Here is a 23,882-nt window from a genome sequence, read left to right on the forward strand (position 1 = left end):
CTATGCTTTCGCACTTTCTTTAGGTTTTGGAATTGGCTTTGTCATGTTATCCTTTTCCTTGTCAAAAACATAGTCAATTACTTGCTGATGTCTCATTTTGGAGCGAACTGCACTACCCGCCGCAGGCGAGGCATAAAATCTTCTTGAAGCCACCCTAAATTTTTGAGACTCCGGAAAATGCATCATCATATGGCTCCACGCCCCCATATTCCTTGGTTCTTCTTGAGCCCAAACAATATCATCAGCATTACTGTACTTCGCAATAATCTCTTGCATCTGCTCTACCGGTACTGGGAACAACTGCTCCACGCGAACCAAAGCCACATCTTCCCTAGCATGTTCTTCCTTGGCCGCGAGCAAGTCATAGTAAAACTTACCGGTACAGAAAACAAGACTTTTTACTTTCTTGGCGTCAGCTGAAGAATCATCCAAAACTTCTTTAAACTCCCCATTGGCTAGCTCGGAAACGGTAGAAACCGCTTTTGGATGCCTCAATAAACTTTTAGGAGTAAAGATGATCAATGGCTTTCTAAAATTCACCTTCATCTGCCTTCTTAAAATATGGAACATTTGCGCGGGAGTGGTCACATCTGCTATATACATATTGTCCCTGGCACATAACTGCAAGTACCTTTCCATACGAGCCGAAGAATGCTCTGCACCCTGACCTTCATACCCATGCGGTAACAGCATTACCAAACCGTTCTGTAATTTCCATTTATCTTCTGCGGCAGAAATATATTGGTCAATCATAATCTGAGCCCCATTACTGAAGTCCCCAAACTGAGCTTCCCAAATCGTCAAGGTATTGGGACTGGCCATGGCATACCCATAATCAAACCCTACAACACCATATTCCGAAAGAAGGGAATTATAAATCTGAAAAGCGCCTTGGTCTTGAGAAAGGTGGTTTAACAACAAAACTTCTTCCTCACTCTCCTCTACCTTCATGACGGCATGCCTGTGCGAAAATGTACCGCGCTCCACATCCTGACCGGACATACGAACACCGTAACCCTCCGAAAGCAGGGTACCGTAAGCCAATAGCTCACCCATGGCCCAATCCAGAGAATCTGTTTCAAAATACATTTTCTTGCGATCCTTGATAAGTTTTTCCACTTTTCTCAAGAACTTTTTGTCCTTTGGCAGTTCTGTAATCACCTTTGCGATTTCAGTAAGCTTCTTTTCATCAAAGCTTGTATCTACCTTATCCATCATCTCCCATTCGCGAACATTGGAAAATCCTTTCCATTCATCCGCCATAAAAGGAGTGATCTTTGTTTTATCTTCTTTACGAGAATCTTCCAATTCTTCTTCAAGAGAAGCTTTGTACTCATCCTCCAAATGCTTCACATAGTCCTGATCAATGATTCCATCCTGTATTAATTTTTCAGCATAGATATCCCTTGGGTTTTGGTGCTTGGCAATGGCCTTATACAATTTAGGTTGCGTGAAACGGGGTTCATCTCCTTCATTGTGACCATATTTTCTATACCCTAAAAGATCAAGAAATACATCCCTATTAAACCGCATTCTATATTCCAATGCGAACAAAGATGCGTGCACTACCGCCTCAGCATCATCCGCATTTACGTGCAGCACCGGACTTAACGTAACTTTACCGACGTCTGTACAGTAGGTAGAACTACGAGCATCTAAATAATTGGTGGTAAAACCAATTTGGTTGTTGACCACTATATGAATGGTTCCATTGGTCTTATAACCATCTAGAGTAGCCATCTGCACAACCTCATATACCAAACCTTGTCCGGCTATGGCAGCATCTCCATGAACCACTATGGGCAATACCTTTGAAAAATCTTCCGGAAAATGAGTATCCTGTTTAGCTCTGGCGATACCTTCCACAACAGCACCTACAGTTTCTAAGTGCGAAGGATTGGGCGCAATGTTCATCTTTATACGCTTACCGTTATCGGTTTTACGATCGGAGGTCCAACCTAAATGATATTTAACATCGCCATCAAAAATCTCCTGCTCATAATCTTTACCATCAAACTCACTAAAAATATCCTTGGCGGCCTTGCCAAAAATATTGGTAAGCACATTTAACCTACCTCTATGAGCCATTCCCATAACAAATTGCTCCACACCTAGTTCAGCAGCACGTTCAACAACAGCGTCCAAAGCAGGTATTAGTGATTCGTTCCCTTCCAAGGAAAATCTTTTTTGGCCTACGTATTTGGTATGTAAAAAGCCTTCAAAAGAAACCGCTTGGTTCAACTTTCTAAGAATCCTCTTTTTGTGGTCTACGTCAAATTTTGGATGGTTATCATTTACATTGAGCCATTGCTGAATCCATTCAATACGCTCCGGATCACGAATATACATATACTCTACCCCAATGGCATCGCAATAAATCCGCTGTAAATGATCAACAATTTGAGCCAATGTACTTGCCCCTATACCGATAATTTCGCCCGCGCTAAAAACTATGGACATATCTTCTTTGGCTAGACCAAAGTTCTCGATATCCAAGGTTGGCTCATATTTTCTTCTCTCCCTTACAGGATTGGTTTTAGTAAAGAGGTGTCCGCGACTTCTATAGCCATCAATCAATCTAATGACCTGAAATTCTTTTTGTAGCGAACTTGGCACTTCTACATATTGCCCATTTTGAGAAAGGGAACCAGAACCTATTGTTTCCAAATCCAATTCATCCAAGGCCATTTCCGAGCCAAAATCAAATCCCTGAAAAAAGGCCCTCCAACTGGGCTCTATACTATCTGGGGCTTTAAGGTACTTGTCATATAAATCCGCAAAAAAAGCAGTATGTGCGGCATTTAGAAAGGAATACTTATCCATAAAAGGTTATCTGTCGTGCAAATAAAATTAGAACTTGTCCTCGAATTTTTTAAAAAAATAGATTTTCTTGTCCTTACGCCCATAGGACCTACAGATTCCTTTTTTATCATACAAAAAGAATCCAAAGATCTCAAAACAGCCATAATTCTTTAAAAACCTATCCAAACAAAAACGAAGATAAGCTCATACAAAAATACAATAATTCCCATATTTCTGGGACATCTAATGTCTTGATAATAAAAATTCAAAGATAACGATCAAAAATTGCCCTGATTGTTGAAAACCTAAAAAAATTAGCTGCAAAAACTTCGGTTATTCCTTATGGCGCCAAACTTTTACCAAGCCCATTTAGCCATACTTCTTCTTAAGAAATACTTTTTGAAATTCTCTTTTAAGTATTAAGCCAGAAACTTGGTCTGCAACCTCTACCACATCTGTCACCTGTATTTGCTTAAAAAGCCGCTCTGGAACATCAACTACATATAAAAGATTAAGATATTCCCCAAACTTTTCCATTATGAGGTAATAGACCTTTTCCTTTAATTTCTGAAAAAGTTTAGCGGGTACAATTCCATCGGAAATCTCAAAATCTATGTTGGCCAAAACAAAATCCTTCTTTAATTGAAGAACAAGATTAGGATACAAGCTATTTTTTACCGCATCTTCAAGCACATCCAAACCTTTAGCATTATAGGAATTCATACCTTACTTACGGTTGAGTAGTAGAATTAGATGCATTCAAGACTAAAAATATCAGCCTCTTATCTTACGTTCCCAGTCCCACGCAGATTTCATTGCCTCATCCAAGGTGTATTGAGCTTTCCAACCCAAAACTTCATTTGCTTTCGTGGTATCTGCATAAGCTTCGGTAATATCTCCGGCCCTGCGGTCTACAATCTTATAATTCAACTTTTCGCCAGAAACCCGTTCAAAACTATTGATTACTTGCAAAACGGAACTCCCTTTACCCGTTCCCAAATTGAACACTTCATAATTGTCACCGTTTTTAGCTTGCAACAGTCTTTTTAAAGCTTGCACATGGGCCTTTGCCAAATCTACCACGTAGATATAATCCCTGACACAAGTACCATCCTCCGTAGGATAATCGTCGCCAAAAACAGATAATTGTTCCCTCATGCCAACACCGGTCTGTGTTATAAATGGCACCAAATTTTGAGGAACTCCAATAGGCAACTCTCCAATTTCCGTGCTAGGATGCGCACCCATTGGATTAAAATAGCGTAAGGCTATAGCCTTGAGTGACGGTGTTACACGGCAAGTTTCACTTATAATCTCTTCACCAATTTGTTTAGTATTGCCATAAGGAGATTCTGCAGGTTTTACAGGAGCGTTCTCCGTTATGGGCATAGCATCTGCCTGACCATAAACCGTACAGGAAGAGCTGAAAATAAAGTTGGAACTATCCTTTTTAGCTAGTTCCTTTAAAAGGTAGACCAACGTTCCAATATTGTTCTCATAGTACAACAAAGGTTTTTCTACGCTTTCCCCTACCGCCTTGGAAGCCGCGAAATGAATTACCCCTTCAACGTCATGGTGTCTTTTAAAAAAGTCTTCGACCTTACTTTTCTCTTTTAAATCTATTTTTTCAAAGAGTGGCAATTTACCGGTAATGGCCTTAATTCCGTCTAAAACCTTTTCCGTAGAATTGGAACAATCATCAATGATAACAACCTCAAACCCTTCATTCTGTAACTCCACGACGGTATGTGACCCAATAAAACCTAGGCCTCCGGTAACTAATATTTTCATATGGACTTTTTTATTGATTGGTATTTGGAATAGTTTACAATATTATTTAAAAGTTACCCCTCTACATATTCGATTACCGACTTTGCAATAAATGCTATCTGCTCATCATCCAACTCCGTATGCATGGGCAAAGAAATTACCTCTTTTACCAGCTTATTGGTTACTTCAAAATCTTCCTCTTTATACCTTTCGTCCAGATAGGCTTTTTGCTGATGTAGTGGAATAGGATAATAAATTCCGAAAGGAATGCCTCTTTGCGTTAGGTGTTGCGCCAAACCATCACGTTTACCGTTTGTTATTTTCAAGGTATATTGATGAAAAACATGACATTTACACAATTGTATTTCACAGTTGCAGCTTGAAGTAATGGCAGGAACGATTATGTGCTCTGTATTTTTGAAAGCTATGCTATACTTAGCCGCGGCGGCTCTTCTTTTATCACAGTATTCATTTAGAAGAGGAAGCTTCGCCCTTAACACAGCCGCTTGAATAGAATCCAAGCGAGAGTTTACGCCCACCACATCATGATGATATCTTTCATACATACCATGGTTAACTATTCCCCTTAGCGTATGCGCAAGTTCGTCATCATTTGTAAAAATAGCACCCCCATCTCCGTAAGCTCCTAGATTTTTGGAGGGAAAAAAAGAGGTGGCTCCTACATGCCCAATAGTACCGGCCTTTTGACTACTTCCATCTTCAAATATATAATCCGCCCCAATAGCCTGGGCATTATCTTCTATAACAAACAGATTGTGCTTGTTGGCCAACCTCATAATGCCTTCCATATTTGCACATTGCCCAAATAAATGAACAGGAACAATCGCCTTGGTTTTTGGAGTAATAGCTTTCTCCAACGCTTCCAAATCAATATTAAAACTATCTGGATATACATCTACCAAAACTGGCGTAAGCTGTAATAGCGCTATAACTTCTACGGTAGCCGCAAAAGTAAAATCTGAAGTAATCACTTCATCTCCAGGCTTTAAGCCAAGCCCCATCATAGCTATTTGTAATGCATCTGTACCATTGGCACATGGTATTACATGCTTGACACCCAAATAGGATTCCAGTTCACGTGAAAAAGAATGTACCTGCGGACCATTTATAAAGGCAGAGGTTTCCAAAATTTCAGTTATAGCATCATTGACTTGTTCCTTGATACCTTCATATTGGCCGCCCAAATCGACCATTTGAATCTTTTTCATCTACAATTTATTACTATGCAGGCACAAAAATACGAAACGGAAAACTAACTATTTCTCCCAAGTACCGTAATTTAGCCCAAAATAAAGAAGCGTGCATTTTATCTATAATGTTACTGCCCAAATGTCTTGGTTCATACTAAGGATGGTGGCCCTTTTTAATTCTAAAATCAAACTCTTTGTAGAGGGTAGAAAACAAACACTTTCTATATTAAAAGAGAAGCTTTCTCCAAACGAAGGTACCATCTGGGTCCATGTTGCCTCATTAGGCGAATTTGAACAGGGGCTTCCTATAATTGAAAAACTAAAAATCAAATACCCCCAACACAAAATTTTAGTCACGTTCTTTTCCCCTTCAGGTTATGAGGTGAAAAAAAATACCAAAATAGCAGATGCCGTTTGCTATTTACCCCTAGACACCAAAAAAAACGCCCAGGAGTTTATTGAAAAGGTCAATCCGGTTCTGGCACTTTTTGTAAAATATGAGGTTTGGCCCAATTACTTATCTGAATTAGCAAATAGAAAGATTCCAACACTACTCGTCTCAGCCATTTTTAATGAGAACAAAATTTACTTTAAGCCCTACGGAAAATTTATGCGGCGAGCCCTAGAAAAATTTGACCACATATTTGTACAGGATGATACTTCCAAACAATTACTGAGCGATATAGGGATAAAAAACGCAACGATAAGCGGTGATACCCGACTAGATAGGGTTTCCGAAATTTTGGAAAGCGACAACCATTTAGATTTCATGGAGGCCTTCAAAAAAGATAGGCTTTGCTTTGTTGCTGGAAGCACGTGGCCAGAAGACGAAAACATATTGGTAGATTACATTAACAATTCTACAAAAAACATCAAGTTCGTCCTTGCCCCACATACCATAAAGAGTGATAAGATTCATGGACTCGCAGGTGCCATATCTAAAAAGACCATGTTATATTCCAAAATGAACAGCAACACTATTGGAGAGCATGATGTACTTATCATTGACCATATTGGCTTGTTGACAAAAATTTACAGTTATGCCGAAATTGCCTATGTGGGAGGTGGTTTTGCAACCGGACTGCATAATACGTTAGAGCCAGCCGTTTTTGGAATTCCCGTAATCATAGGTCCAAAATTCAAAGGTTTCAATGAAGCGGAAGACTTGGTCGCCTCCAAAGGAATACTGACCATAAACGATCAATGGACATTTGGGGAGACCATGAAAAAACTTACCGAAAATACTGAATTTAGAGAGCGCACAGGACAGATCAACGCAAATTACATAAGTAAAAACAAAGGTGCGAGTTCTCTAATCATTCAAAAAATAGATACTATTCTAACTAAGTAGACTTATTCTGTTCATTTATCCCCTCCAAAGTTGATTTATATTTTCAACAATTAAATTTTTGTTAGTTTTATCTCAATCAACAGAACTACTCAATGAATTCCAAGCTTTTTAAAATATCCCTCACTGCGGCTTTGTCCGGTTTTCTATTTGGCTTTGACACCGTAGTTATAAGTGGTGCCAACCTACCTATTAAAGAATTATGGAACACCTCTCCATGGTTCCATGGAACCTTTATCATGTCCATGGCACTTTGGGGTACCGTTATTGGGTCATTGTTTGGAGGCATACCATGCGATAGATTTGGACGTAAAAAAACCCTCTTTTGGATTGGTATTTTGTATGCAGTTTCCGCTTTAGGTTCGGCCATGGCTCCAGACCCGTATACCTTTTCCTTTTTTAGGTTTATTGGTGGTTTGGGTGTAGGAGCATCATCCGTTGCGGCGCCTATTTATATTTCGGAAATTTCGTCTCCCAACAATAGAGGACAACTTGGTGCGCTTTACCAATTTAATCTAGTATTGGGTATTTTAATCGCATTTATATCCAATTTCCTTTTAAAAGGATTTGACGGTACAAATGATTGGAGGTGGATGCTTGGCGTTGAAGCTATTCCTGCAATAATTTATACCTTAATGGTTTTTAGCATACCGAACAGCCCAAGATGGTTGATTTTAAAAAGAAATGATTTTGAAGGCGCTTTCAAAACATTGAGACTTCTAGTTACCGAGGAGGAGGCAACTTCCAAAATAGAGGAAATAAAATCGTTTTCACCAACATCCCAAAAAACCGAAGGATTATTTTCCGGCAGGTATAAAACGCCATTGATACTAGCTTTTTTGATCGCTTTTTTCAATCAACTATCCGGTATCAATTTTGTACTTTACTATGCACCGGAAATATTGGAAAGGGCTGGTTTGGCAGCCCAAGAATCTTTATTTAGCTCCATATCAATTGGCGTTGTGAATCTCATTTTCACTTTTGTAGGAGTCTGGTTAATTGATAAGTTGGGTAGAAGACAACTTATGAAAATTGGTTCTGTGGGCTATATTATAAGTTTAGGTATGGTTGCCTGGTGCTTTTTCAGTGGTGCCAGTTCAACCCTACTACTTACATTCATCCTTATTTTTATCGCATCTCACGCAGTTGGCCAAGGTGCCGTAATTTGGGTATTTATATCCGAAATTTTCCCTAATAAGGTACGAGCATTTGGACAGTCTTGGGGTACAGGAACGCATTGGGTTTTTGCTGCCCTAATCACATTAATAACTCCTATTTTTCTGGATAGCGAAAGCGGCATATTTAAAGATAATCCTTGGCCCATATTTGTATTTTTTGCCGGAATGATGTTTTTGCAGTTACTTTTTGTCCTGTTCATGATGCCCGAGACAAAAGGAGTCTCTTTAGAGGAATTAAGCAAAAAACTTAGCCAATAACTCAAGATTAAATTCAAGAACATAGCATATACCAAGTAAGGCATCACCAAAATAACTTATTAAATAACAGAATGGTAGCGTTATTTTTCTTAACTTTAAGTAAACGTTAAGAAAATGGAACAAGAACTACCCGTAGGCGTTAAAATGCTCAATCTATTTTTACGGATAATGGTAGGCTGCCTCGTCCTCGTTTTGGCAGCAGTCCCCGTAATGCTTATTTTAGATAAGATTGGACTTTTCGAGTAACTTCCTTTTTAAATCAAAAGGATTAAAAAATTTAACTTAGTAAATAAAATTAAATAGCCCCGTAAATGGGGCTATTTTGTTAATGAACATTCAGTCAACGAATAATTTAATTTTTTGTCCAAAATTTTAACTAAAACGTGTTTTACATCGTTGTAACATTTAAGATTTCTTTTACGTACAAGGCTTAACTTTGATAGTCCTTTTTAGGAAATTTAATATTATCATGATTCAGACCATAACCAATAAGCAAGAGTGGAAAAAATGCATAAACACTTTTCCACATCATGATTTTTACCACACGTATAGCTACCATGAATTATCTAAAAAACAAGAGGAACAGCCTATTCTGTTTTCTTATGAAGACGCTAATGGGCTTGTAGCCCTACCCCTTTTAATCAGAAATATAAAAGGCACCAATTACAAAGATGCCACCTCAGTTTATGGATATGCCGGACCGTTAGTTTACAAATTCAAAACGGAATATGATAATTCAAAATTTAAAATTGAATTTCAAAAATTTCTTATTAGTGAAAATATCGTATCCATATTCTCTAGGCTACATCCATTTATAGAATACCAAGATCAAGTTTTAAAGGGGTTGGGCGAAATTTCCAATCCAGGTTCCCTCGTGAACATAGACTTAAAAAAACCTATTGAGGAGCAAAGGGCGTGTTATGGTAGCAGGCTCAAAACTTATCTGAACAAGGCCAGAAAAAGTTGTAGTGTTTATCTAGGCAGCACGGAAGAGGACATTCAGGAATTTATATCCATATATCACGAAAATATGGATCGGGTGGGAGCAAACGAAGGTTACTTTTTTGATGAAAGATATTTCTACAGGCTTTTATTAAGCTCTGAATATGAAACCGAACTTCTTCTTTGCAAATCAAATGAGACCGATGAAATAATTGCCGGGGCCATTTTTATTCTAACCGATGATATCGTGCAATATCATTTGTCTGGAGCGAAAACGGAATATTTAGACCTAGGAGGTATCAAACTAATAATAGACGAAATGCGATTAAGAGCTAATGAGATGGGCTTCAAATATTTTAATCTAGGAGGAGGAAGAGCCAACAGAGAAGACTCACTTTTGTCCTTTAAATCAAGCTTCAGTAAAGACCTGGTTCCCTTTAAACTATGGAAATATATTGTTAACCAAGAAATTTATGACTACCTAATTGAAAAAGAGCTTAAAAGAGTGAGTAGTTCCATAACGGATGAAGAACTGGAGTTTTTCCCTGCATACAGAATTATCCCTAAAAAAAATTCTTTGACCAATGGTTGAAAACAATCCATTTTTATCCAAGGAGTTCTCTGGCGTTTGGATGAAGCATTTTGGCGAATCCCAAGAAATTGAATCACCAAACTTTATAAATCCGGTTAAATTTATAAGGCATCCGAAACTACCGGTCAAGCAAAACATAGGTAGCACACTTACGAAAGGGATTGGCTACCAAAAGAGCAAGCCCGAAAAGATGGAAATTAACGGTACGTATCTCCTTTATGATATACCTTCCTATTTTAACAATGAAACAGCAGAATCTAAAAAAATTGGATTTCTAAGCACTAAACAATACCCCGGTTATTTAATTGAGCTTACCGCATTTGCCAACTACCAAGAGTACTTACAAAAGACTTTTAGCAAAAGTAGCCGCTACAAGCTTAATAAATACAAAAAGAGATTGGAGGAATGCTTTGATATAAGATATCAAATGATATGGGGGACTGTGGAAATCGAAGCTTATGATAAAATTTTTGATACGTTCAAAAATCTTTTGGAAAAGCGTTTTGATGACAAGGAGGTGTATAATAATAATTTGGACCCAAAGGAATGGAACTTTTACAAAGAGGTAGTCTACCCTTTACTCCTAGAGAAAAAAGCAGGCCTTTTTGTTATCTATGATGAGGAAACCCCTATTGGGATTACTCTTAATTACTTTTCTGACACTATTATTTTCGATGCCATAACAGTTTTTGATATTGATTATGCCAAGTTTCATTTAGGGTCAGTGACCATAATGAAAATTCTAGAATGGGGATGGGAACACCATTTTAAGATTTTTGATTTCTCAAAAGGTCATTATGAATATAAAACGCGTTGGGCCACTCAAAAATATGATTTTGAATATCATATCTATTATGATAGAGATTCTATCAAATCTAAAATGCTTGCCAATTGTATACAGCAATTTTATCAACTGAAACAACAATTAAGAGACAGAAAATTAAATGAAAGATTGCATAAACTCACCTACGTTTTAAAAAAGAATAAGAAGCTAAAAGAGAAAACATTCGATTATTCCTTTTCAAACCTGGAATCAGAAATTATACCAGACCATTTAGAAGAGTTAAATCCTAAGAAATTAGTGAATAAACACCTTAAAACAATTGCTTTTGACTTTCTATATCTAAACAATGAGTGTATGAAAAATCTTAGAATCTATAAGAGCGACCAGAACGAAATTGACTATTTGCTCATAGGAAACCAAAGGCAAATTGGGGTAAAAATCAATAATCACTAGAAATCAATTTAAACCACGATACTTGTTATTTAACTCCTTAGAATTTTTACTATTTCTACCCTTGGTCTTCATTTTGTACTGGATGGTTTTTCACAAAAACCTAAGAGCCCAGAACATTCTGATCATCATTGCCAGTTATATTTTTTACGGCTGGTGGGATTGGCGTTTTCTTCTACTCATTTTAATGAGCACATTAGTAGACTTCTTTGTAGGTCAACAAATATATAAGCATCAAAATTCGGGGAAAGCAAAATATTGGCTCTGGGTTAGCATGGCCTTCAATCTAGGACTATTAGGTTTTTTTAAATATTTCAACTTTTTTGTTGACTCATTTATTGACATGTGGTCATTCTTTGGGTACGAAATGAAAAGTACATGGACGCTAAGGGTGATTTTACCTGTAGGTATTTCGTTTTATACCTTCCAAACAATGTCGTATTCATTTGACATCTATTTTAAAAAACTGAAGCCCGCAAATGACCTTGTTGCTTTTACAGCCTTTGTTGCATTTTTTCCACAGCTAGTTGCCGGACCCATTGAAAGAGCTTCCAATTTGTTACACCAGATTTCGAATAAAAGAGTTTTCAATTTTGACCAGGCCTCTAGCGGGATTAAACTTATGCTTTGGGGTTTCTTCAAAAAACTGGTGATTGCCGATGCTTTGGCTCCCATTGTCGATGATATTTTTCAAAACTATAGTGATTATCCGGCATCTACACTTATACTAGGTGTTTGCCTTTTTAGCTTTCAGGTGTATGGCGATTTCAGCGGTTATACGGACATTGCCCTAGGAACCGCAAAGTTATTGGGGGTTGAATTAATGTCTAACTTTAAGTTCCCTAACTTCTCGCGTAACGTGGCCGAATATTGGCAACGTTGGCACATCTCGTTATCGACATGGTTCAGGCACTATCTTTATATTCCCTTGGGTGGTAATAGGGTAGGTAAACTTTTATCCATTAGAAATATTACCATAATTTTCGTGGTTAGTGGCTTTTGGCATGGTGCGAATTGGACCTTTATTTTCTGGGGAGCATTGCATGCGCTTTTCTATATTCCCGTATTCTTAATGGGAAGAAACCGAATCTATGCCGACAATGTAATAGCAGAAAATAGTTGGTTACCATCCCTAAAGGAAATCGGACAGGTATTATTGACCTTTGCTTTGGTCACTTTCTCCAGAATCTTTTTTAGGTCTCCCACCCTAACCGATTCTTTTGCCTACATTAATAAAATTATCGAAGATTTCAGTTACGCTCCCTATGTTCATCCGATGGGTTACCGAATGATCGATTTTTATGTTTTGATAGCCCTATTTACCTTTTATGAATATCTAATTAGAAAAGACGAGCGAAACCCGTTCAAATTTAAATCTAGATATGTGAGGTTTTTTGTATACTCTGTTCTCATATTACTTATGTTGCTATTCTATGATGATGGTGTCAATAGATCGTTTATTTATTTCCAATTTTAAGGGATGAAGAAATTTGTATTAAAATGCTTGGTTTACGTATTTCTGATTTTACTGACCTTAGAAGGATTGGTAAGGCTTTTACACCTATACACCGAAGACCCACCGAGATACATTGATGAGTATGGTGTAGAAAAGCGTGTTCCCGGTAGTTCAGGATACGCTGTAACCGGAAATAGAAATCAGAATTTTTCAGAGTTCAGGATCAATGAAGAAGGTTTTAACTCCAAAAATGAATTCAACCCCACCGCGGAAGATTATGAAATAGCATTAATTGGAGATTCATTCATAGAAGGCTTTCATCAAGATTACTACATTTCTACCGGCGAGAAAGTAGAAGAAAAAATCAAAGATATTAGCATATATGAATATGGTTACGCCGGTTATGACTTGGCGAATCAAATGCATTTGATACACGCTTATAAAGAACAATTTGAATTAATTGATAAGATAGTCATCTACCTTAATTATGAAAGCGACCTTTCTAGGGGCGAGTACAGCCCTAATTATGCAAGGATCAAAATGCTGAATTCCACACTTTTCAAGATTCGTGATAACATCAAACTTTTGGCCTACGGTTCAAAAATTGGCATTCTAGAACCTTTCAAAAGACTTGCTCAAGGCAAAGCTTTTAGGGAGCCCCAAAATGGCTATCAAGAAAACGAGGTAAAGCTGTCGCAAGAAGAAATAGACGCACAAGAATTAAAACGACTTAACAATTTCAAAAGCCTGGTCACTCTTTACGGTTTTGACAAAGAAAAAACGGTTATTCTGCTAGACTCAAGAAAAACGGCCGATAGCTTTTTAAGATACTGTAAAGCCGAAAATATTGAGGTTTTAGATTTTGCATCCCATTTTAAAGCATCAAAAAAATCGACCACCTTAATTTACGACCATCATTGGAATGAACATGGCAGGGAGCTGATTGCGAAAACTATAGCAAATTACATTAAGGAAAATCCATGATAACTTTTCTTTTTTAACTGAATTAAAATGAAGAAAAATTCAATTTATATACAAAATTGGCAATTGAAGTAAAATATCGGTTTGTTTTTGATTTTTTTATGAAGGGTACCGTACCTCCAATGTACAAAGCCCCCATAAAAAATAAATTGACCAACAAATCTTTGCCCATCTCAATCAATCAAGCAGATTTTAAGAATATAAAACTCATCACAGTTTGGGATATTCCCGAGTATATAGATGTGCCTGAAGCCCCCCTTAACAAGAATATTTCCCGAAGAAAAATACGCCAATATAAAGGTTTCTTAATAGATCTTACAGGTTCTAAAAGTGTTGACGATTATCTTTTGAAACAGCTAAGTGCACGCAATAGAAAAAAGCTTCGCTCAAAAAAGAAAAGACTGGAAGCTGATCACAACATCGAGTACTGTTTCTTTTATGGCAAAATGGAAAGAGCCGCCTACGATAAGCTCTTTTCTCAATTCGCAGCTCTTCTTGAAAAGAGGTTCGACGAAAAAAGAGTACACAACAACAACTTACATATTTGGCATTATTATCAAGAATTAGCATACCCCCTTTTACTTAAAAAAAGAGCCTCTCTTTTTGTGATTTATGATAAGGAACAGCCCATAAACATTGCCCTTCACTTTCATTTAGAGGATACCGTTTTCAGTTATATTCAAACCTATGATATTGCATATTCTGACTACAATATGGGCGATATAAGCATGTTAAAAAGGCTGGAACTATTTTTTAGGCTGGGTATTAAGACCATCGATTTATCAATGGGAACTACGGATTATAAAATCAAATGGTGCAACTACCCTTATCATCTATACTTTCATCTGTTTTACAGAAAAAACAATCTGATTTCATGGAGTAAAATGATAACAACTGCCTATAAACTTAGATTAAAACAATACCTAAGAGATAAAGATATCTTAGGTAAGCGCTTTCGACTTGACAAACTGAAGTACCGCCTGAAAGGTGCTTCTTCAGCATAAAAAAGCCCCTGAAAAATCAGAGGCTTAGATTACAATCAATTGCTTATAGTTTTGGCTCCCAACCTGGGGCGTACTCCCTTTTCCACCAGTCTTTCATCACTTTATCATTATTCAAGACTTTACCAGTGGTTGTATCAATCTTTATGGTTTCCCCGGCATCTTGAGCCATATTGCCCAAATGGCAAAGCATGGTGGTAATGCTGGCATCCTTAATGTCCGAGTTCAATGATTTATCCTCACGAATTCCCGCAAAGAAATTGCTTACGTGGTTGACATCTAAAACACCTTCTCCCCTAGTATTGGTTCCGGTACTTTGGTCTCCATCTTCCTTTACATCTTTAATTTGGTTTCCTCCCAAATCATATAGTTGGTAACCTCCCCTACTAAGGGTGATAATACCTTTGCTACCATAAATGGTAATACCTCTACCCGGTTGATTAGGCATAATAAGACCCCTACTATGACCCGTCCAGGTGATAAATTTATCATCCCCGAACTTATAAGTAACCTGCTGGTTATCTACAAATTCCCAATCGTCATCATATGCGTATTTTCCGCCATAGGAAGTTACACTATCGGGTAAATCAACCCCTAATGCCCATCTACAAACATCAATTTCATGGGTACCATTGTTATGAACTTCCCCGGTTCCCCAATTTTTGAACCAGTGCCAATTATACGGATGAATATTATCCCTAAAATCTTCCCTTACGGCAGGTCCTTGCCACATTTCCCAATCTAAGGTTGAGGGAACAGGAACCTTTTTACCCGTTCCTATAGAATCTCTGTTGTTGGAATAATAGGCTTCACCCTTAAAGACATCTCCGATAATACCCTCTTTGATCTCTTTTACTGCCAGCGCCGAAGATTTGGCCGATCGTTGCTGGTTACCCATTTGCACCTTCTTACCATATTTCTTTTGAGCCTCTACCAGTAAAGTATTCTCATAAGGGTTATGGCTACATGGCTTTTCAACGTACACGTGTTTACCTGCCTGCAGGGCTAAAATCGCCATTGGTGCATGCCAATGTTCAGGTGTCGCAATAAAAACGGCATCTACCTTTTTGTCTTCCAAAACCTTTCTAAAGTCTTTTTCGACCTTAGGAACATACCCGATATTCTTTTTACACCATTCATTATGCTCTTCAATAATCTTATCATCTACATCGCAACTATAGATAATTTTGGCATTCGAATCGGTATGAATAGCTTTGATATGTGCTTTTGCCCTGCTACGCACCCCAATGATAGCGCAATTTATTTTATCGTTTGCCCCTAAAATTCTGGAATACCCCAAGGGTGACATCGCATTCATACTGCCGCCAAACGCCAAACCTGCGGCACCCACGGAGGCTTTTTTGATAAAGTTTCTTCTATCCGAACTCATATTCTTTAGTTTAAGTTTAGTTTGATATATACGTATTACGAACCTAAATAGTGGATTACTTACTTAAATCCTTAATTTTAATATTTTTGAAAAAGACCAAATCTCCATGATCCTGAAGTAAGATATGCCCTTTATCCGCCTCCCCAAAATTGGGCCATTTTACATATTTGCTTTCAGAAACCAATTTTCTGTATGCATCACTTTTTCGCTCGTATTCCAATACTTTTTCACCATTTAACCAATGTTCTACATGATTATCTTTTGAAATGATATGGGCTGTGTTCCATTCTCCAATGGGGTTAATAGGTTTATCCTCAGCTGCAGTTATTAAGTCATACAGAGAAGAAACTGTTCTGTTGCCATCTTTCCCCATTTTTGCATCGGGATGTTTATCATCATCCAATATTTGGTATTCCAGACCAATGGATGAACCCGGGCCCTTATTGATATCTGTATTGACGTAGTATTTAATGCCACTATTACCTCCTTCTGTCAATTTAAAATCTACCTTTAATTCAAAGTCGCCGTACAATTCTTTGGTAACTATGTCACCTCCGGCAGCAGATTCTTCTCCTCCTGAAGACAAAACACTTAACACACCATCTTTGATTTCCCAGCCATGATCCGGAAACTCATCCAATCTGGCACCTCTCCATCCATTCGTGGTTTTACCGTCCCATAACATTGCCCAACCGTTATCCTTCTCAGATTTTGTAAGATTATTTTTGGTTACCACTGGGGCTACAGGATGCGGCTTGTTATATTTTGAAAGACTATCCGTTAGGATTTTTATATTTCTCCACATAATTTCCGTACCCTCCTTATTTTCTTTTGGAATACTATGCACCTGAAGACCAATAAATCCGCTAGCCGTTTTCTCATCGATTAGATTGGCTGCCGGCACACCGTTGATCCATGTTTGTAGGGTATCTCCAATAGCTTCGATTCGATAGTGGTTCCAATCATTTTGTTTAAAAGCCTTTTGTGCCTCTTTATTGTCAGGAAGCGGATTTAGCCACCCTCTTCTGGCTTCATCATATATACCAGCACTCCAGGCCCTATCAGATGGATCTATCTCAATTTGATAGCCATGAACCCGACCGTTTTTATAATGTGGGAAACTATTACTTCTTATTTGAATTCCGGAGTTCATGGTAGAATCAACCTTGTATTCCAGTTCCAATATGAAATCTCCGTACATTTTATCGGAGGTCATAAATGAATTAGGCGTATCGTGCACCGTACTCCCTACTATCATACCATCCCTAACTTCATAATTTGCTTCACCCCCTTTTTGAGACCAGCCACTAAGGGTCTTACCATCAAAAATTTCAATCCAAGGAGTATCATCCTTTACGGATTCCCCACAAGAACTAAATAAAATTAGTGCTGCCACAGCTAAGCTATTCACAACATTAGACCTTTTAAATTCAATAATTTTCATTTGTATGATTCGTTTTTTTGGATTTTGCCTCAAGATAGGAATTTTTATACTCCTTTTTGGCAGTATACCTTTTTAATCAATAATGTGAGATTTAAAACTAAAAAAGAAGGCTGGAGCACAAGTACCCCAGCCTTCAACTAAAATTAAAAACCTGAAATTATTGCGGATACCCTGGATTCTGTGGGTAACCACCTAATGTTCTATCTATTTGTTCTTGTGGAATAGGCCTTAAAACATGATAATCCTGAATATTTGGAGAGGCTGTTGGATTATGTAATCTAACACGCTCAACTAACTTACCTGTTCTGGTCAAATCCCACCAACGCCAACCTTCGCCAATTAACTCTCTAGCGCGTTCATCTAGGATAAAATCTATATCAACATCACCGGCACCTATCTGGATTGCAGCCTCTTGCCCCGGAACAGCAGATCTAACCCGTACAACGTTCAAATCTGCTGCTGCACCAGCAGCATCATTATTTTGCAATCGTGCTTCGGCACGCAACAAATAAGCATCTGCCAATCTCATTAACATAAAATCACGTTGACCGTTCACTTTTTGCCTATCAGGCCTTGTAGGATCAATCCATTTATTCATAGATGGAAATAACCTTTCAGAATACTCTTCTTCCGTAATGACCAGATAAGGTACTTGGTCTTGTCTAGATTGTGGCCAAAGGTCGTCCCGCTGAGGACCTGGAATAAAAATAGCTGTATCCCCCACTGCTAAAGCGGCCCTAGCTGGCTCCGTTTCCGTAGCTTCTGTGGCAGGTTCCTCCTTATTTGCATACCAAACATGCTTAAAGGTTTTATCATATCTAGTGTCTATATCTCGATCCCAAAGACCTAATGTAAATGGAGTTGGTCTAAACCTTTTCCAAGGTCTACCATTGGCGATATCCCTAGTCATACCACGACGAACATCGTATTCCTGCAGAAAATACAAATGACCACGATGACCGTAAGGGTCAATATCCGTATCTACTTGGGACTTTGCATTTGGTATTGCAAAGACCATTTCACTATTCTCTTGGTTTGTGATATCGAAAACATCGGCAAAATCATCCAATAATGCGAAATCATAGTTGTTTATGACATTACTGAATAAAGTTTCAGCCCTAGTTGCATCGTTACCTTCAGCAAATGATTTATAACTTCTGGTCAATAGAACCTTACCTAAAAGAAACTCTGCCGCAGGTTTTGTTGCCCTACCGTAATCTGACTGTGAATCTGGCAGGTTCGCAATAGCAAATTCCAAATCTGGTACAATGGCCTGCGTGTATATCTCAGATTGTGCCGTTCTATTGGCCTCTATCTCGATATTCTCTGTTTCTTCTAAACTAAGATGGGCGTCGCCATAAGTGATTACAATATTAAAATAATACAAAGCCCTTAAAAACCGCACTTCAGCAAGACGTGTTGTTTTCTCAGCCTCATCCATCTCAACGCTCTCAGATCGGTTAATAACACCATTTGCTTGGTTTACTCCTCTGTACCAAGTCTGCCATGCATCTCTAGCGTATGCCGAAGCTGCATTTAAACTGGTGTCGTAAAAGTTAAAGAACTTATGACCACCATCAGCCCCATTATTGTAAGTATCGGTACCAAATACAGTCATCGTAAAACCAATTTCCTGTCCATAAAATGGCTTAAGAAATGAGTAAGTTGCATTTACTGCATCCTGCAAGCCTTTTTCGGTCGTATAATACGAAGCTGCAGATACATCTGTCACCAGCTCTTCTTCCAGAGCATCGTTGCACGAAGTGATCAAAAGCCCAAAGGCCAATAACCAAATCCCATATATATTTCCTTTCATAATATCTGAATTAAATTTTTTAGATGATCCCATGATTAAAATCTAGCCTTTAATGATAAAGAGTACATTTTATTACTTGGCACCACGCCACTACCTAAGGAACCTGCATCATTTCCACTTTCAGCTACCTCTGGATCAAATGTTTCAAAATCGGTAATAAACCAAAGATTTTGACCTGAAACAGACAGTTTAAGTTCTTCCATACCCAATTTTTCTACGAACGAACCGGGCAATGCATAACTTAGTGATACATTTCTTAGCTTCACAAAGCTACCATCAAAATATCTCAAGGTAGATCCGTTACGCGGACTCTCTTGATTCTCGTTTGGCCTAGGGTAGGCATTGGTAGGATTGTCAATGGTCCAATAATCAACATCTAAGTTGTTGTACCTTGCGAACAAGGAATTGTTTCCGCTATGGAAGTTAGACGTTACAGTTTGTCCTTGGCGGAAATAAAAGAAAACGCCCAACTCCAAACCTTTGTACGAGAATTTATTGGTAATACCACCATAGAAGTCAGGTGTATCGTCACCAAGAATTCTACGATCATCAGGATCGATAATACCGTTATTGTTGGTATCCCTTAACTTGATTTCACCAGGTTCTTTTTGCTCCATTGTATTGGCCAACTCAACTTCATCCGCTTGATAAATACCAATTTTCTCATAATCGTATATAACACTAATCGGATGGCCAATGAACCAGTTGTTACCCACATCATCAATAGGATTACCATTTTCATCCTTTAGGGCCAATTCTACAATTTCTTCTCTGTAACCCGCAATATTGAAATCCAGTTTCCAAGAGAACGCCTCAGGATTATCAAAAACTTTGGTACTAATAGCGAATTCCAAACCTTGGGTTCTTGTTGCACCGATATTCTGAAGGATACTCTCGTAACCAGAAGTATATGGCAAACTTCTATTCAACAAGATATCCACGGTATTGGTTCTGAAGAAATCAAAGGTTCCATCTAACCTACCATTGAACAGTCCAAAATCCAGACCAACATCCAACGTCTTGGAAACCTCCCATCCTAAATCAGGATTTGGAATTTCCGATAATGCACGTCCTAAAGCATTTGATTCTCCCCAAGCATAGGCAACTCCTTCCAATCTACCCGCTGTTTGGTACGGGGCAACCGAAGTATTACCTACTTCTCCGTAAGATGCCCTTAACATCAACTGGGTGATGGAAGAATCAGCCAAAAAGTTTTCCTCGGAAATCCTCCAACCAACAGACGCACCAGGGAAATAATTCCACTTATTTCCTTCCGCCAGTCTAGAAGAACCATCCGCCCTTAGCGAAGCTTGGAAGAGATATTTCCCAGCGATATCATAATTGATTCTTCCCATGAAAGAATTCAAGGTCCACTCCGTTAAGTTGGAAGCAACAATACTATTGTCGGCAGAACCAAGATTATAAAACTTTTGGGATTCATAGGGAATACCCGTTACAGAGGCACTTGAAAATTCTGTTTTTGAATTTTGCGTACTCTGCAGAAGTGTAACCTTAAGGTTATGATCATTTCCTATTTCCTTATCATAAGTCAATAAGTTTTCGATTGTATAGGCAAAATTGTCAACACGATCAATAGAAGCATCTCCTGGGCCTCCCCTGTTATCGTTCGTTAAACTACCTCTAAATTGGCCTCTTCTACCTAAACGAATGTCTGGGCCGAACAAAGTTCTCCATTGCAAACCTTCTGTAATATCAATATCAAGAAATACCGGAGCAAAAATTCGTGTCCATTTTCTTTCATCTATATAGGCATCTTCTACCAACTCGTTCAAGGGGTTGGTACGAATACCGTCATTTGTTGGCAAGAAATTCAAATTACCTTCATCGTCATATGGTTTACCCAATGGGTTATTTGCCAGGGCTTCACCAATAGTTGCATTGGACCCCCAGTTTTGAACAGAGTTGGAAATCATGAACGAAGAACCAATTTTGAAAATATCATTTATTCTATGATCTACATTTATTCTTCCTGTAAACCTTTCGTAGTCCTGATTACTTATAATACCTTGTTCCTTAAAATAACCTATAGAGGTATTAAAAGTGGTATTCTCTGAACCACCGCTTACCCCTAACTGGTGATTGGTTTGATAACCATTGCCGACTACCAAATCCAAATAATCTATAGATCTACCTTGCTCTAAAGACTCTAACTCTACTGGATCAAAGAAAACATCTATATCAGCAGGAATAGTTCCGTTCCAATTTGGATCAGCCTCTGTAGCTCCCTTTCTTCTGGCTTCTCTTTTTAAAGCGGCATATTCCTCACCGTTCATCATATCTACCAGTCTAGTGGCGGAAGTCAAACCAATTTGACTACTATAACGAACTTGTGTTTTACCCACTCTTCCTCTATTGGTAGTTACCAATATTACACCATTTGCACCTCGGGAACCATATACCGCAGTAGCGGCAGCATCCTTCAAAATTTGCATAGATGCTATATCTTGAGGGTTGATATCGGACATGGACTCCGATCCATCAATCAAGGGAATTCCATCCACGACGTATAGGGGGTCATTAGAGGCCGTAATAGATCTTCTACCCCTAATTCTTACACTAGAGGTTTGTCCAGGCCTACCACCACCAGCTTGAATATCAACACCAGCAATTTGACCCTTTACGGCATCTATAGTACTGGATGTCTGCACAATTCCAATTTGTTCTGCCTCAACTGAAGCAATGGCCGCGGTTACCTCCCCCTTCTTTTGGGTACCATAACCTACCACAACCACCTCATCGAGCAGGGCAGAATCTTCTTCCAAAGTTACATTGAGTGTTGATTGATTATTTACCGAAATCTCGGCCGTTTTATAGCCAATATAGCTAACTCCCAAAACAGCGTTACCAGCTGCCTGAATGGAGAAATTACCGTCAAAATCGGTTGTAGTACCACGAGTAGTTCCTTTTACTACCACACTTGCTCCTGCAAGTGGCACACCGTTCGTATCCTTTACCGTTCCTGTAATTGTAGATTGGTCCGGTAATTCTAAATTAAAACTTGGGTCCGCTTTTTTGTCTGTAAACGCATGACCAAAAATAGGCACAACAAGTAAAATCATGAATAGTGTCCTAAAAAACTGAGTATAGAACACGCCAAAACTTGTACCCACTAAACGTGTAGTGTTTTTCATGTTGTAGTTAGTTAAAAATTGTTAGTTACTTAATTGTTCAGATTGTGAAGAGTTGATTCCATAAATTGGAAATCTTTAGTGACTTTTTCATTTCATAGCTTGTGTTTTAGTAGTTAATTAATTGAGTTTTTAATTAGGTTGCCTAAGAAGTGTATCGATTGCACAACTGTTAAAATTTGTGTTAAAATTACACTGCTCATGAACGAAAATAGGTTGAGGAATTCACTTAACCAAATTAAATTTCAAAAAATAAATGTCAATAATTATCTATTTAAACCCATTTATTAAATAATTTTATGGAGTTCGTAATTATTATTAAAAATAAACCGATCTCCTTGTTTTTTAAAGAAACTCAAATTTCCTACAAAAATTAGATTTGTTAATAATATGTTAGACCCCAAATAATAGGGCCTTAACACACACAGGAAAGACTTTGTAGGAAAATTAAGGTTCAAAATTTTAGTTAAAAAAAATGTAATCGATTACCGCAATCGGTTACACAAACAACCAAAATCTCACAAATAAAGAAATTTTTGTAACTGAATTAAAAATTAAGAAAGAAATTAGGAAAAATACTACAATAATATAAACAGGACCTAGCTATTTCCTTTTTTATTGACCAAACCTTTGGTAAACTCATTCAAGGTCTCGACCTTCTGTTCAAAGTCGCCTTTGATGGTTTTTCTGTATTCATTGAGATTCTTCACCAAATCGTCAATATTGTCCGGTAATACATCCTCAAAAAACTGCCGCAGTCTCTTCGCAGTAGTAGGAGACTTCCCGTTGGTTGATATAGCCACTTTCACATTTCCTTTCGTTACAATACCTCCCATGTAAAAATCACATAAGGGCGGATTATCGGCTACATTTACCAAAATACTTCTCTCCCTACAATCCAGAAACACTTGTTGGTTAACCATAGGAACATCAGTTGTGGCAATCACGATATGTTTATTCTTAAGGAAAGAAGGATCATAAGAAGCATTATGCATGGTTACGTTAAAATTACGTGCATGTTCAACGGTTTCCTCTCTAAACATAGGGGAAACCATTTCAACCTTTGCAGCGGGGCTTGACTTAAGAAGAAAAGTCAATTTTTCCAATGCCACATTGCCACCGCCAACAATCAAAACGTTCAACTCAGAAACCTTTAAAAATATGGGATATAAGGGATTGCGCTCCATCTATAGAATTTAATAACCAATGCTAATTTACAATTATCCCCTGAGGACTTAAAATATAAAAAAACAGTTATTGTCTCATTATGAAACAATAAACTTTGGAAATTGGATTTTTTTGTCCTTTAT

General features: G+C 38.0%; 17 protein-coding genes. 8 read left to right on the plus strand and 9 right to left on the minus strand.

From position 1 onward, the window contains the following. The 4 genes from BIZ36_RS01720 to BIZ36_RS01735 all read right to left on the minus strand — a co-directional run bounded on the left by BIZ36_RS01720 (position 1) and on the right by BIZ36_RS01735 (position 5,801). A complete protein-coding gene (locus tag BIZ36_RS01720; protein ID WP_187456135.1) occupies positions 1 to 2,823 on the minus strand; it encodes a 2-oxoglutarate dehydrogenase E1 component in 2,823 nt (940 codons plus the stop codon). A 348-nt stretch (positions 2,824 to 3,171) separates the two neighbouring features. Continuing rightward, positions 3,172 to 3,525: a hypothetical protein gene (locus BIZ36_RS01725; RefSeq protein ID WP_187456136.1), complete on the minus strand. Its 354-nt coding sequence runs from the start codon at positions 3,523 to 3,525 to the stop codon at positions 3,172 to 3,174. 51 nt (positions 3,526 to 3,576) lie between these two features. Next, positions 3,577 to 4,593: a UDP-glucose 4-epimerase GalE gene (galE, locus tag BIZ36_RS01730; protein ID WP_187456137.1), complete on the minus strand. Its 1,017-nt coding sequence runs from the start codon at positions 4,591 to 4,593 to the stop codon at positions 3,577 to 3,579. Between the two features lie 53 nt (positions 4,594 to 4,646). Beyond that, the gene (locus BIZ36_RS01735; protein ID WP_187456138.1) at positions 4,647 to 5,801 is read right to left on the minus strand and encodes a DegT/DnrJ/EryC1/StrS family aminotransferase; all 1,155 of its coding nucleotides are present in this window, start codon (positions 5,799 to 5,801) and stop codon (positions 4,647 to 4,649) included. Positions 5,802 to 5,892: 91 nt separating this feature from the next. Here BIZ36_RS01735 and BIZ36_RS01740 point away from each other — a divergent pair, with 91 nt between their 5' ends. The 8 genes from BIZ36_RS01740 (at position 5,893) to BIZ36_RS01770 (ending at position 14,776) form a co-directional block, all read left to right on the plus strand. Then, positions 5,893 to 7,134 (plus strand): 3-deoxy-D-manno-octulosonic acid transferase, encoded by a 1,242-nt coding sequence (locus BIZ36_RS01740; RefSeq protein ID WP_187456139.1) that lies wholly within the window; start codon positions 5,893 to 5,895, stop codon positions 7,132 to 7,134. 92 nt (positions 7,135 to 7,226) lie between these two features. Continuing rightward, complete coding sequence (locus BIZ36_RS01745) at positions 7,227 to 8,567, plus strand: sugar porter family MFS transporter (RefSeq protein WP_187456140.1); 1,341 nt, start codon at positions 7,227 to 7,229, stop codon at positions 8,565 to 8,567. A 114-nt stretch (positions 8,568 to 8,681) separates the two neighbouring features. Beyond that, positions 8,682 to 8,813, plus strand: a complete 132-nt coding sequence (locus BIZ36_RS21020; protein ID WP_262892174.1) for a hypothetical protein — start codon at positions 8,682 to 8,684, stop codon at positions 8,811 to 8,813. 223 nt (positions 8,814 to 9,036) lie between these two features. After that, positions 9,037 to 10,101, plus strand: a complete 1,065-nt coding sequence (locus BIZ36_RS01750; RefSeq protein ID WP_187456141.1) for a peptidoglycan bridge formation glycyltransferase FemA/FemB family protein — start codon at positions 9,037 to 9,039, stop codon at positions 10,099 to 10,101. Further along, positions 10,094 to 11,338, plus strand: coding sequence for a GNAT family N-acetyltransferase (locus tag BIZ36_RS01755; RefSeq protein ID WP_187456142.1), 1,245 nt, complete (start codon positions 10,094 to 10,096; stop codon positions 11,336 to 11,338). The genes BIZ36_RS01750 and BIZ36_RS01755 overlap by 8 nt, the downstream gene beginning before the upstream one ends. Positions 11,339 to 11,522: 184 nt before the next feature. Then, positions 11,523 to 12,812: an MBOAT family O-acyltransferase gene (locus BIZ36_RS01760; RefSeq protein ID WP_353616805.1), complete on the plus strand. Its 1,290-nt coding sequence runs from the start codon at positions 11,523 to 11,525 to the stop codon at positions 12,810 to 12,812. A 3-nt stretch (positions 12,813 to 12,815) separates the two neighbouring features. Continuing rightward, entirely contained in the window at positions 12,816 to 13,775 is a 960-nt protein-coding gene (locus tag BIZ36_RS01765) for a hypothetical protein (RefSeq protein ID WP_187456144.1), read from the plus strand. A 56-nt stretch (positions 13,776 to 13,831) separates the two neighbouring features. Continuing rightward, entirely contained in the window at positions 13,832 to 14,776 is a 945-nt protein-coding gene (locus BIZ36_RS01770; protein WP_187456145.1) for a GNAT family N-acetyltransferase, read from the plus strand. Positions 14,777 to 14,819: 43 nt separating this feature from the next. On the opposite strand, the gene BIZ36_RS01775 is transcribed toward BIZ36_RS01770, so the two are convergent. The 5 genes from BIZ36_RS01775 to BIZ36_RS01795 form a co-directional block, all read right to left on the minus strand. Continuing rightward, a complete protein-coding gene (locus tag BIZ36_RS01775) occupies positions 14,820 to 16,163 on the minus strand; it encodes a Gfo/Idh/MocA family protein (RefSeq protein WP_187456146.1) in 1,344 nt (447 codons plus the stop codon). Between the two features lie 55 nt (positions 16,164 to 16,218). After that, entirely contained in the window at positions 16,219 to 17,607 is a 1,389-nt protein-coding gene (locus BIZ36_RS01780) for a 3-keto-disaccharide hydrolase (RefSeq protein ID WP_187456147.1), read from the minus strand. A gap of 157 nt (positions 17,608 to 17,764) precedes the next feature. Next, entirely contained in the window at positions 17,765 to 19,423 is a 1,659-nt protein-coding gene (locus tag BIZ36_RS01785; protein WP_187456148.1) for a RagB/SusD family nutrient uptake outer membrane protein, read from the minus strand. 35 nt (positions 19,424 to 19,458) lie between these two features. Continuing rightward, positions 19,459 to 22,575: a SusC/RagA family TonB-linked outer membrane protein gene (locus tag BIZ36_RS01790; protein WP_187456149.1), complete on the minus strand. Its 3,117-nt coding sequence runs from the start codon at positions 22,573 to 22,575 to the stop codon at positions 19,459 to 19,461. A gap of 596 nt (positions 22,576 to 23,171) precedes the next feature. Further along, positions 23,172 to 23,759 carry a precorrin-2 dehydrogenase/sirohydrochlorin ferrochelatase family protein gene (locus tag BIZ36_RS01795; RefSeq protein ID WP_187456150.1) on the minus strand — a complete coding sequence of 196 codons (588 nt, stop codon included), beginning with the start codon at positions 23,757 to 23,759 and terminating at the stop codon, positions 23,172 to 23,174. Between the last annotated feature and the right edge of the window lie 123 nt (positions 23,760 to 23,882).

Source organism: Cytophaga sp. FL35 (assembly GCF_014349235.1).
Taxonomy (GTDB): domain Bacteria; phylum Bacteroidota; class Bacteroidia; order Flavobacteriales; family Flavobacteriaceae; genus Euzebyella.